Origin of the sequence: Streptomyces sp. NTH33 (assembly GCF_003236365.1) — a bacterium.
Classification (GTDB): domain Bacteria; phylum Actinomycetota; class Actinomycetes; order Streptomycetales; family Streptomycetaceae; genus Streptomyces.
Genome location: NZ_POTZ01000015.1, coordinates 21,415 through 34,221 on the forward strand (window position 1 = coordinate 21,415; position 12,807 = coordinate 34,221).

The window sequence follows — 12,807 nt, forward strand, 5'->3', positions numbered from 1 at the left end:
CTAGGCCCACCGTTCCAGTTCGGCTTCCAGATCATCGACCTCGTCCTGGCCGAGCCCGGTGAGATAGAGGTCGGAGGGGGTGTGCCGACTGACCTCGCGGCCCGCGGCAGCGGCTGCGAGGGCGCCCAGGGCCTCGTCCCAGAGCGTGCACAGCCGGTCCAGGTCCGCGTCGCGGAGCCATCCGGCCGGAGCGCTGAAGCCGGCTTCCAGCCGGGGCCCGCCGCTGTCCTCCCGGACCAGGACGTCGATGGTGAGTCCGTGGCCGGCCGGGCCGCGGGGGTCGCGCCCGTCCCTCAGGACGTCGGCGGCGGGCACCGGGCTCCAGTCGGCGTCCTCGCGGCCGGGGAGCCGTCCCAGGTAGTTGAAGAGGATCTCCGGCTTCGCCAGACCGCGCAGCTCCCGTCCGGTGTCCGCGTTGAGGTGGCGCAGCAGGCCGAAGCCCAGCCCGTCCCCCGGGGCGGCGCGCAGCTGCTCCTTGACCCGGGCGAGTGCCTGGGTGGCGTCCTGGGGGACCGTGCCGCCTGCGTCCGCGGGGTTCAGCCGGACGGGGTGCATGCTCGTGAACCAGCCGACGGTACGGGACAGATCGGCCTCGTGGGAGCCGTCCGCCCGGCCGTGGCCCTCCAGGTCGAGCAGGACGTCGTGGGAGGCGGGGAGCCCGCGTTCCGCGCGCCATGCGGGGATCGCCAGGGCCAGCGCGGTGAGCAGCACATCGGGAATCGTGCCGTGCACGGCGGCGGGCACCGAGGACAGCAGGGGGGCGCTGCGGGCCGGATCGAGGACCAGGTGCCTGCGTGTGCTGGTCGCGGCCGTGTCCACGGCCGGGTCCAGGGGGCGTTCCCCGAGCGACGGGGCGTCCGGGGTCAGCACGGAGCGCCAGTGGGCCAGTTCCGCCAGCCTCCCGGCGTCGTGGGCCGAATCCTCCAGAAGCCCGTTCCACCGCGTGACCGAGGTCGCGACCGGAGGCAGTTCGATGGGGCGGCCTGCCCCGTGGGCCTCCCAGGCGAGCGCCAGGTCGCGCAGCAGCGTGTACCAGGAAGCGCCGTCCACGGCGAGGTGGTGGACCACCAGCAGCAGCATCCCCCGCCGGTCGGGGCCGCCGTCGAAGAGGCACGCCTGGAGCAGGGCGCCGGCCCATGGGTCGAGCCGCTCGGCGGCCTTCCGGACGTGGGTGGCGGCGAGTGCGACGGTCTCCTCGTCCGAGAAGTCCTCCACGGCGACGCGTTCGACAAGCCCCTCCACGGTGGTGCTGCCGACCGGGGCGATGTGCAGACGCCACCCGTGCTCGTCCACCAGCCGGGCGCGCAGGACGTCGTGGTGGTCGGTCAGGGCGGTCAGCAGCGTCCGCAAGGTCTCCTGCGTGAGTCCGGCGGGAGTACGAATGAGCAGGGACTGCTGGTACGCGTCCACCGGGCCGCCCAGCTCCTCCAGCCATCTCAGCACCGGACTCGCCGGGACGGGCCCCATGACGGCGTCGTGCGGGGCAGGCCCCGCCGCGGTCGCGTGCTCCTGAGCCGCGGGAACCGCGACCTTCGCGAGCTCGCGCGGCGTCTCGCGGGCGAAGACCTGCTTGAGGCTGATGGCCCACCCGCTCTCGCGCGCGCGGGAGACGAGCTGGATCGCGGTGATGCTGTCGCCGCCGAGGTCGAAGAACGCGTCGTCCGGGGCCGCCTCGGCGACACCGAGGACGCTCCGGAACAACTGGACCATCGCCTCCTGAGCGGCCTCGCTCCCACCCGGCTCGGCCTGGTCAGCGGCGGTGGCCGGCTCCGGGCCCGCCTGGGCCGCCGGCGCTGCCTCCTCTCCGCCCGAGGCCGGGGCCCCGGCCCTGACCGCCCGTGGGGCCGGGGCCACCGCGACGGAGCCGATGGCGGTCTGCGGGTCGTCGGCAGCGGCACGGAAGAGGCCGAGCAGGGTCTGCTCGTGATGGGCGAGCTCTCCTTCCGTGTACCGTGCCGAACTCGCGTCCGTGTCCAGACTCAGACCCGCGCCGTCCTGGCGCCCGCCCACCGCGACGGCGATGTCGCCGACCGGGCCGTTGGAGAGGTTATGGGCGACGGCGGTGTGGCCTCCCATGGTGAAGGTGTGGGGGAACGTCATGACGTTCACCATCGGGCCGACGACCCCGCGCTCGCCGCGGGTGAAGCCCAGGTCGCGGTGCAGGTCCTCGGCACGGTAGCGCTGATGCGGCAGTGCCTCCTTGATCACCAGCGCCGCCTGGCGGGTCAGGTCGGCGAAGGACATGCCGCCGTGCACGGCCAGCCGGAGGGGGACGGTGTTGGACAGCATGCCGGGGGTGCGCCGCGCGACGTCTCCTCGCCGGGCCGTGACGGGGAGCGAGACGACGACGTCCTCGGCGCCCGTCACGAGGTGCAGCTGGGCGGCGACCGCCGCCACCGCCGTCGGTGCCAGGGACCGGCCGAGGCCGGCGCGCAGCCGGTCGGCCTGGTCCGCGGGGATCCGTGCCGTACGGCGCAGCACCGGCGCGGCCGGCTGCCAGGAGCGGTCGGAGAGCGACACGGGCCGCGGCCGGTCGGCGAGCTTGCGCGTCCAGAAGTCCCGGTCCGCGTCGAACGCCGCCGAGGCCCGGTACGCCTCCTCGTCCGCCAGCAGGTCGGCCAGCGAGCCGAAGGAGGGGGCGGCCGCCCGTGGGCCGCCCGTCTCCTGCGCGTAGAGGGCGGCGACGCGCTCGGCGAAGAGCGCCGCCCCGAATCCGTCCACGGTCAGGTGGTGGGTGCGCTGGTACCAGAGGAACCGCCGGGAGGAGAGCCGGAACAGGCACACCGTGAGGACCGGTTCGCGGGTCACGTCGAGCGGCCGGGTCAGGTTGTCCCGCATCCGGCCGAGCGCCGCGGCTTCGGGGTCCCCCGCGGTGGTGAGGTCCAGGAAGCGGATGTCGGGCGACGGCCCGAGCAGGACCGACTGGCGTGGGCCCGCCGGCGTGTCCGTGACCGCCACGCGCAGCGCCTCGGTCTCCTCCCATGCCCGGATCCAGGCACAGCGGAAGGCGGCAGCATCGACCGGGCCCGCTATGTCGAAGTACTCCGCTATCTGGTAGCGGCCCCCGTGGGCCTCGTCCTGGTCGGCGAACCAGATGCCGAGCTGTGCCCGGGAGAGGGGGAAGTCCGTGCTCGTCCTGTCGTTCATGTCAGATCCCGCTCATCCCTTCGACGCCGGCGCGGACCGCTGCGGGCCAGCCCTCGGGGTCCACCCCGTACTGGCACAGGAACGCGTACACCAGGCGCTCCAGGCCGAATCCCACGCAAGCGCTCCTGACCGGACCGTCGGTGCCGTGCTGGATGCCGAAGTTCCGGCCGAACAGGTCGTCGTGGAAGTTGAAGGATCCGACGGCGACGGTCCGGTCGGGCCCGACGTCGAGGCGGAGCTCGTACTTGAGCTTGAGCAGCCGCTGCGACCAGATGCGCTGGGAGGTGTCGGTGCCGCAGAAGAAGGGATCGTTGCCCACCTCGCAGAACCCGGACAGTCCGAGTTCCTCGACGAGCGCGAACACGTTCCGCATGAACGTCTCGCGTGCCGAGAGCACCTCGTCGCGCGCGCCCATGAAGACGATTTCCCGGATGGTGAAGTCCCAGAGGCGTTCGAGCGTGGTGGCGTAGTCGGACTCGTACCGGAACGACTTGCCGCGGGCGGTGACCACGTGGAGCCGGTCCGCGCTCAGCTCCCGCCCGCTGTACTGGTGGAAGGTGTGGTAGCACATCGTGGGCGGCAGGCAGTAGTCCACGTTCCCGCACGATTCGAGTACGGCGGAGTCGACCCCCGCTCCGGCGTACTTCTCCTGGAACCCCTGGTACACGTCGATGTCGTTGTGCAGCCGGGTCACGAACATGAGGTGCTGGGGGAACGATTTGAAGTACCCGGCCGTCTCCAGCGCCCGAGTGCTGATGAGGGTCGGATAGCGGTACTCGCTCACCTGGAAGTCCTGGCGGAGGAGCTTCTTGACCGTCCGGTCGAAGTACTCCAGCAGGGAGAGGAACGGTTCGCCCACCGCCACCTGGCCTTCACCGGCCTCGCTGACCGCTCCGGCGTCGGCCAGGAGGGTGAAGGTACCCTCCCGCACCTCACGCCGGTGGGGGGACCGCCACACGGATTTGGCGGGTGTCGGCCGCTGCGGGCGCACGTCGCTGTCGACCACGCGGTTGACCTTGTCGGCCAGGACAGCGGGATCGACGGGCTCCGCCGACCGGATCACCACTCCGCGCACCTCGCCGTCGCCGACGACGAGCTCGAACGCGTCGATGTCGCTGGACACGAAGAACATGCGCCGCTCGATCTCGGACGCGAGGTGCTCCGGCACCGGAGTGTGCAGATCAACACGGGCACTGAATTGGGTCATGGTCGCTCACTCCTGGCCGGATGGTGGGGCGGGACGTTCCGTGGGGTGGTCGCGGGCACCCCTGCCCGGCCCCGGGGAGCAGGTCCCCGGGGCCCTGCGGTCTGACCGCCGCGGCGGCGGTCAGACCGCCGCGGCGGCATTCGCGTTCACGAGGCGAACGAGGCCCGAAACGGTACGGAAGTTGTCGAACTCCATGTCCTCGGCACCGAGCTGCAGGGAGAACTCCTTCTCGATGAAGAGGACGAGCTGCATGGCGAAGAGGGAATTGACGTATCCCAGGGCGAAGATGTCGTCCCCGTCCGCGACCTCCTGACCACCCAGGTGCGGGGCGAGGAATTCGCGGATACGGGCCTTCACGTCGTTGTGCGTCATGTCGTTCTCCTGATGGGTGAAAGGGATTTTCAGTAGGTGTAGAAGCCCTGGGATGTCTTCCGCCCGAGCAGCTTGGCGTCGACCATCTTCTGCAGCAGTGGGGCGGGCCGGTACTTGGAGTCCTTGAAGCTCTCGTACATGACCGTGAGCGAGTTCAGAATGGTGTCCAGGCCGATCAGGTCACCCGTCTCCAGGGGGCCCATCTTGTGGCCGAAGCAGCCCTTGAACATCCTGTCGACGTCCTCCGCGGTGGCGACCTGGTCCTGCACGCAGAAGACGGCTTCGTTGATGGTGAGCATCAGGACCCTGTTGGTCACGAATCCCGGGGCGTCCTGAACGACGATGCCCTCCTTGCCCGCGGCCTCGAGGAGCCTCATGGCGATGGCGAGTGTCTCGTCCGACGTGAAGTACCCGCGGACGACCTCGACCGTGTCCATGAGCGGCACGGGATTCATGAAGTGCAGTCCCAGCACTTCGGCGGGCCGCTCGGTGACCGATGCCACGCGGGTGATCGGAACGGCCGAGGTGTTGACCGCGAAGACCACGCCAGGACGGCAGATCTTGTCTATCGTCTCGTAGACCTCACGCTTGACGTCCCAGTTCTCGGTGACGTTCTCGACGACGAAATCGACGTCCGCCAGATCCGCCAGTTCGGTGCTGGTGGTGATGCGCCCCAGGATGGTCTCCGCGTCGTCGGCGAGCTTCTCCGCGCGGAACAGGCCCTGCATGCGCAGGTCCCGCTCCATCTGGCTCCTGGCACTCACGAGCTGGCTCTCCGAGATGTCGACCAGGACCACCTCGAACGAGGACTGTGCCAGGGACTGCGCGACACCGCGGCCGATCGTCCCGGCGCCGATGACACCTATCTTGCTCACGCTCACGCCTGCCGCCTTCGGTTGTTCGGAAGAGAATGGATGGGGTGTCGATGGGCGGCCCGGTGGATGAGCACCGGGCCGTTGTGCTGCGTCACTGGCCGTCGGCCGCGCGGAGGTCGTCGACGAGCCTGCCCAGGGCTCGGACGGTGGGGCCTTCGTAGACGACCGTCAGCGGCACGGCCAGGGAGAGTTCCTGGCGCAGCCGGTGCACGACCTGCAGGCCGAGGAGGGAACTGCCGCCGAGCTCGAAGAAGCTGTCGTGAACGCCGACGCTCTGGACCCCCAGCAGCTCCTGCCAGATCACGGCGACCTGCCGTTCCGTGTCGCTGTCGGGCGCCACGTAGGGGTTGCGGAGGTTGGGCCGCTCGTGCTGCCGCCGCGGCATGGCGGCTTCCGCGGCGGGCGCGACCCACTGTTCGCGACGCCGGACCGGGTCGGAGGTGGAGACCACGACCTGCGCCTGCGGGACCGCGGCCAGCAGGGCGTCCGTCACCCGGCGTCCTTCGTCGGGGTCCAGGGCCAGGGCCTGGACCGCCGATCCGATGCCGGCCTCGTCCCTCGGCGCCGCGGTGAAGCGCCATGCCTCCCAGTTCACGCTGGACCACGGCTGCCCGGCACCGTGGTGGCGCTGCGCGAAGGCGTCGAGTACCGCGTTCGCGGCCGCGTACGCGGCGAACCCGAGGCCGCCGAGGAGAGAGGCGATCGAGGAGCAGAGGATGGCGAAGTCCAGTTCCTGGTCCGCCAGTACCTCGTCGAGGACGTACGTACCGTACAGCTTCGGGTCGAAGTGCCAGGCGCTCTCGCGCTCGCCGAGGTCGGCCACCACGCGGTGGGCCTCGGCACCGGTCGTGCCGGCGCAGTGCAGCAGCCCGTCGACCCGGCCGTACGCCTGGACCACCGCCTCCTTCACCTCACGCATGCGGGCGGGATCGGCGACATCGGCGGCGAACACCATCACCTCGGAGCCCAGCTCTTCGAGCGCGCGGACGCCGCGGATCAGGTCCCGGGTGGCCGCGGGGTGGTCCGGTGCGTCCCAGGTCTCCCGCGACGGCAGCCCGGTGCGCCCGAGGAGGACCAGGCGCACCCGTTCCTGCTCGGCGATGGCCCGGGCCATCAGCATGCCGATCTTCCCCAGTCCACCCGTGATCAGGTAGACCCCGTCCGCCCGGACCGGGGCGGAGTCGCGGCGCTGCTGCTCCGCCGCCACGAAGGTGGGTGCCCACCAGCGCCGTCCGCGCAGCGCGAGCGTCCGCTCGCCGGCGGGCCGGGAGAGCGCCGGCAGGATTGCGTCCACGACCGCCGGTACGGCCTGCCCGCCCGCGAGGTCGAGATGGACGCAGGTGAGCGACGGGTACTCCTGCGGGAGGACCCGGACGATGCCCTGGACCGCGGCCTTCGTAGGGCACAGCTCCTCTTCCCCGGTCACGGAGCAGACCTCGCTGGACACGACGTCCCACCGCTGCGGCACGCTCAGCCCGGACTCGGTGGCCTGGGCCCAGTGCAGCAGCGAGTGGAACCCCCGGTCGAGGAGGGCCCGCACGTCCTGCGGGTCGGTGCCGTGGTCCGCGTCGTTCCCCACGCTCCAGCAGTGGAGCACCCTGTCCGGCGGCGAACCCGCCTCCCGCAGGGCTTCGGCCAGCCGGGTGTAGTGCTCCGGGCTGCCGGGGTCGAGCACGTAGACGCCCTCGCCCTTGCGGCTCCATTCACTGCCGGCCCGTACGGTCCGCACCGTCGCGCCGAGACCTTCGAGCCGGTTCGCCAGCTCGCCGCCGACTCCTGTCTCGTCCGCGAAGACGAGCCAGCTGTGCGCGGCCAGCCCGGCCGCGTCGGCCGGGGGCACCGGTGCCGTCTGCTGCCAGGACGGAGCGTAGAACCACTGTGCCGGTTCGGTGTGACGGCGGGCTTCGGCAAGTGCGCCGGCCGCTGCCGTGCTGCGCTCCACCCAGTAGCGGCGCCGCTCGAACGGGTAGGTGGGCAGCGGGGTGCGTCGCGCGCCCCGCACGTGCGGGAACGGTTGCGCACGCCCCGCCAGCCACAGCCTGGAGGCGGCGCGGAGCATGGTGGCACGGTCGCTCTGCCGGTCGAAGACCCCGGGCAGCGAGTGCACCACGACCCGGTCGGCGACCGCGGCCGCCGCGGGGTGCTGCACGATCCCGGGCACCATGCTCTGCCCGGGTCCGACCTCGACCACGATGAGTTCGGGAACGGACCAGAGGGTGCCGATGCCGTCCGCGAACCGTACCGGCCGCCGCATGTGCTCGGCCCAGTACTCCGGGCTGGTGGCCTCCTCCGGTGTGATCCACGTGCCGGAGATGTTGGAGACGAAGGGCGTGGCCGGCGGGTTCAGCCGGACGGTTCGCACCAGCTCCGTGTACGGCGCGACGACCGGGTCCATCATCGGCGAGTGGAAGGCGAAGCCGGTGGTCAGGCGCCGGGAGGCGATGCCGTCCGCCAGGAGCGCACGGCCCACCGCCTCGATCCCTTCGACCGTGCCGGAGAGCACACAGGTCTGCGGTCCGTTCACGGCCGCGAGGCAGACGTCCTCGCTCGTGTAGCGGTCGGCCGCGGCCTCCGACAGCGGTACCGCGAGCATCGCGCCCTCGCCCTGGCCCTCGATGAGCCTCGCGCGTTCCACCACCAGGCGCAGCGCGTCCGGCAGCGAGAAGACGCCGGCCAGGCAGGCCGCCACGTACTCGCCGAGGCTGTGCCCGATCATGGCCTCCGGCTCGATGCCCCAGGAGCGCCAGAGCCTGGCCAGGGAGTACTCGAGCGCGAAGACCGCGGCGTAGCCGAGGCGGGGACTGTCGAGCGGGTGCTCGCTGCGCTGCGGCTGGAGCAGCATGCTCCGCAGGTCCATACCTCCCGCGCCGCCGCGCCCGCTGCTCGCGGAGTCGGTGTCCGCGGTGAGCATGACGGGGCGGATGTCCAGGCCGAGCAGGGGCAGCAGGAGCTCCGCGCACTCGTCCAGCGCCTCCCGGAACACCTCCTCCTGATCGTAGAGGCCGGCGCCCATGCCTGGGTACTGGGCGCCGAACCCCGTGAAGACGAAGGCGACGGGCCTGTTGGAGGACTGCGGGCCGGACGCGGTGAGGAGCCTGCCGTCGTCCGGCGCACCGAGGATGTCCAGTGCGTCGTCGACGCTCCCGCACAGCAGTGCCCGCCGGTACGGGAACTCCCTGCGGCCCTGTTGGAGGGTGAAGGCGACGTCCTCCAGCGGCACGCCGGGGTGTGCGCGCAGGTGGTCGAGGAGTTCAGCCGTGGCCGTGTCGAGGGCCTCGGGCGACCTGGCCGAAAGGACCAGCAGCTGTTCCGTGTCCGGGCCGGGCCGGCTGTTCCGGGGGATCTCGGGGGGCTGCTCGACGATCAGATGGGCGTTGGTGCCGCCGAGGCCGAACGAGCTGACCGCGGCGCGGCGCGGCCCGGTGTCCTGGGGCCAGGGCAGGAGCTCGCTGTTGACGTAGAACGGACCGGATTCCAGGCCGAGCCGCGGGTTGGGCTGCTCGAAGTGCAGGGTCGGCGGGATCTCGCCCCGCTCCACGACCAGGGCGGTCTTGATCAGCCCGGCCACTCCGGCGGCGGAGTCGAGGTGTCCGATGTTGGTCTTGACGGAGCCGAGGGCGGTCCGTGCTCGCGGGACGCCGCCGTACGCCGAGGTGAGTGCCGACACCTCGATCGGGTCGCCGAGGAGGGTGGCGGTCCCGTGCGCCTCGACGTAGCGGATGCTCTCCGGGTCCACGTCCGCGTTGGCGAGCGCCGTGGCGATGACGTCGGCCTGGGAGGCGGCGCTCGGGGCGCTGAAACCCGCTCGCGCGGCGCCGTCGTTGTTCACGGCGCTGCCCCTGATCACCGCGTGGATGTGGTCGTTGTCGTCGACTGCGTCCTGCAGGCGCTTGAGCACCACCATGCCGACGCCGTCGCCTCCGACGGTGCCCTGGGCCCGGGCGTCGAAGGTGCGGCAGTATCCGTCCGGCGAGTAGATCCCGTCCTCACGGTAGACGTATCCGTTGCGCCGCATGACGTCGACGGCCACGCCTCCGGCGAGGGCGGTGTCGCACTGGTAGGCGAGCAGTGCCTGGCATGCCTGGACGACCGCGACCAGGGACGTGGAACAGGCCGACTGCACATTGATGCTAGGGCCGCGGAGGTCCAGCTTGTAGGAGACCCTGCTGCTGAGGAAGTCCGACCGGTTCCCGATGACCAGCTGGTTCCCGCCCATGACCTCGACCGCATCCGGGTGGGAGGCGATGTTAAAGAGGAGGTAGGTGTTGTTCCCCGCGCCGGCGTAGACGCCGGTCAGGCCCTCGTAGCGGTCGGGGTCGTACCCCGCGCTCTCCAGGGCCGACCAGGCGCACTCGAGGAGGACGCGGTGCTGGGGGTCCATGAGTTCGGCTTCGCGGGGCGAGTAGCCGAAGAACGCCGCGTCGAACTTGTCGCTGTCCTCGAGCAGGTAGCCGACGGGGACGAAGTCCGGGTCGTCCAGGGCGTCGGCGTCCGCGCCGAGCTCGGCGAGATGCCGCTCGCCGAACCGGGTGGCGGCGCAGTGGCCGGCCTTCAGGTTGCTCCAGAACTCCTCGATCGTCCGCGCCTTGGGAAACCGGCCCGCCATACCCACGATGGCGATGTCGAGACCGTCCTCGAACGGGCCGGGCTCATCCGGAAGCTGCTCAGTCATGACGGCCTCGCTTTGCTCGCAACTGCTGCTGACGGCGCTTCATGAGCGCGTTCTGCTGGGCTCCCCTGGCTTTGGGGGGTGTGTCGGGCGCGGGAGACTCCCCTCCCGCGGAGAGGAAGGCCGCCTGCGTCCGGACGGAGGTGTGCTGGAACAGGTCGAGGAGTTCGATGTCGCGGCCCGCGACGGCCTGGAGGCGGTGCTGGAGCTCGACCAGGAGCAGGGAATGCCCCCCGACGTCGAAGAAGTTCTGGTCGACGCCCACCGCATCGGTCCGCAGCACCTCCCGCCATGCCTGCGCGACCTGGCGCTCGACCTCGCCTTGGGGCGGGAGGTCGACCGGGCCGGCCCCTTCGGCGGCCGCCGGGACGGGCAGCGCGGAACGGTCGACCTTGCCGTGCGGGGTCAGCGGCAGGGCGTCCAGCACCAGGGTCGTCTGCGGGACCATGTGCGGCGACACCCGCTCCCGTACGTGCCTTTCGAGCTCCAGGGCGGAGACCGCCCGCGGCGGGGACAGCTCCGCGTACGCGACGACGCGCCGGTCCCCCGGGGTGTCCTCCCGGACGACGACCACGGCTCCGCGGACGGCTTCGTGGCTGGTGAGCGCGGCCTCGATCTCCCCGAGGGTCACACGGAAGCCCCGTATCTTGATCTGGTCGTCGCGCCGCCCCAGGAAGGCGAGGGAGCCGTCGGCCAGACGGCGCACGATGTCACCGGTGCGGTAGAGGCGCCCCCCTTCGGGCCCACCGAGGGTGTCCGGCACGAAGGCCGCCGAGGTCAGCTCGTCCCTGCGGTGGTAGCCGCGGGCCAGGTTCGTGCCGCCGACAAGCAGCTCGCCGGCCACCCCGAAGGGCACGGGACGGCCTTCCGCGTCGACCACGTGTGCCTGGGAGTTCGGAAGGGGGACACCGATCGGCGCGGTGTCCCACTGCGCGTCCAGGTGCTCGGCGACGGCCAGGGTGAGGACGCCCACGGTCGTCTCGGTCGGGCCGTAGTGGTTGAACACCCGGCAGTGCGGCACGGAGCGCTGGAGCGCGGTCATCCACTGCCAGTCCGACGCCTCGCCCCCGATCACGAGCAGGCGGCGCGGGAGGAGGTCCGCGAAGCGGGCCGATGCCTGCAGCGCCCGCAGGTGCGAGGGGGCGATCTTCAAGCAGTCCACCGCGTGGGTCCGCATCCAGTCGGCCATCCTGGCCGCGTCCAGTGCGTGCTCGCGGGACAGCAGATGGACCTCGCCGCCCGTGGACAGCGGCGGCATCAGGGCCGTGACGCTGGAATCCACGGTGAGGGGCTGGACCATCGCCCAGCTCAGGGGCCCGTCGATGCCCAGGCGCTCGATGACCGCCCGCGTATAGCCGACCAGTTGGCGGTTCTCCACGACCACCCCCTTGGGCTTGCCGGTGGAGCCCGAGGTGTAGAGAAGGTAGGCGGCGTTCTCCGGCGCCGAGGCCGGTGTCGCGCGGTCGTGTGCCGGACGGCCTTTCAGCACGGTCCATTCCGCGTCCAGTACGACCGTCTCGTACCCCGCGGCCGTCGCGGGATCCGTGCAGATCACGACGCCGACCTGGGCGTCGGTGAGGATCGTGTCCCGGCGCTCCGCCGGATCCCGCGGATCCAGGGGTACGTAGGCACCCCCTGCCTTGAGCACGCCCAGCAGGGCCACGACCATCCGCCGGCCGCGCTCCATGCAGATGCCGACGGTGGTCTCCGGGCCGACGCCCAGCTGTCGCAGCAGGTCGGCCTGCTGGTTCGCCAGGGCGTTCAGTTCCCGGTAGGTGAGGGTCCCGTCCTGCGACCGGACCGCGACCGCGTCGGGCGTCCTGTCTGCCTGCCTCTCGAAGAGCTGGTGGAACGTCATGTCCGGGAGGTCGGCCCGGACGCCGTTCAGCTCGGCGATCGTGCGTTCCTCCTCCTCGGTCAGGAGGCGGAGCGCGGAGACGGCACGACGGGGGTCCTCGACGGCGGCGTCCAGCAGCGTCAGGTAGTGCCGTGCCGCCCGCCGAGCGGTGGCGGGGTCGAACACGTCCTCCGCGAACAGCAGGCGCCCCGTCACCCCGTCCTCCCCCTCGACGAAGTCCAGGGCGAGATCGCCGAGCACGTGCGTGACGGGGGCGTCCGGGAACCAGGTGCGGATGCCGGGCAGTTCACCGATGCGGGGCGCCGCCCGGTAGGAGAAGCCCGGTCTGGCGAGCAGCTCCGCGGCGGGCGCCGGGGTCGACCGGGCACTCGCCGCGTCAGCCCGCACCCGGGCCACCAGCTCGTCCAGGTCCACGCCCGGGAGGACCTCGGACCGGACGGCGACCGTGGTCTCGGAGGCCGTTCCCGCGGCACCGGCCATGGGAACGGCCACGGCGAGTGCGGTCTGGCCGCTGTAGCGGTGCAGGAGGACGAGGTACACGGCGAGCAGTACATGGTGCAGCTCCGCACCCTGCCGCGCGCCGAGCGTGCGCAGCGCGGCTGCGGTCTCCCGCGGGATGCCGAACGCCACGCAGCCGGCGTCGAGGGCGCGCCGCGCGGGGCGGGGCCGGTCCAGGGGG

Annotated in this window: 6 protein-coding genes; all 6 read right to left on the minus strand. The window is 71.7% G+C overall.

The annotated features are described in order from the left end of the window. Positions 1–3,147 (minus strand): condensation domain-containing protein, encoded by a 3,147-nt coding sequence (locus C1I97_RS02885; protein WP_111001647.1) that lies wholly within the window; start codon positions 3,145–3,147, stop codon positions 1–3. Between the two features lies 1 nt (position 3,148). Beyond that, the gene (locus C1I97_RS02890; protein ID WP_111001648.1) at positions 3,149–4,354 is read right to left on the minus strand and encodes a hypothetical protein; all 1,206 of its coding nucleotides are present in this window, start codon (positions 4,352–4,354) and stop codon (positions 3,149–3,151) included. Between the two features lie 120 nt (positions 4,355–4,474). After that, positions 4,475–4,726 carry an acyl carrier protein gene (locus tag C1I97_RS02895; RefSeq protein ID WP_111001649.1) on the minus strand — a complete coding sequence of 84 codons (252 nt, stop codon included), beginning with the start codon at positions 4,724–4,726 and terminating at the stop codon, positions 4,475–4,477. Positions 4,727–4,755: 29 nt separating this feature from the next. Continuing rightward, positions 4,756–5,601: a 3-hydroxyacyl-CoA dehydrogenase family protein gene (locus C1I97_RS02900; RefSeq protein ID WP_181446531.1), complete on the minus strand. Its 846-nt coding sequence runs from the start codon at positions 5,599–5,601 to the stop codon at positions 4,756–4,758. Between the two features lie 91 nt (positions 5,602–5,692). Continuing rightward, positions 5,693–10,273, minus strand: a complete 4,581-nt coding sequence (locus C1I97_RS02905; protein WP_111001651.1) for a type I polyketide synthase — start codon at positions 10,271–10,273, stop codon at positions 5,693–5,695. Further along, positions 10,266–12,807, minus strand: a 2,542-nt coding sequence (locus C1I97_RS02910; RefSeq protein ID WP_146608140.1) for a non-ribosomal peptide synthetase, incomplete at its 5' end; no start/stop codon positions are given. The genes C1I97_RS02905 and C1I97_RS02910, both read right to left, overlap by 8 nt.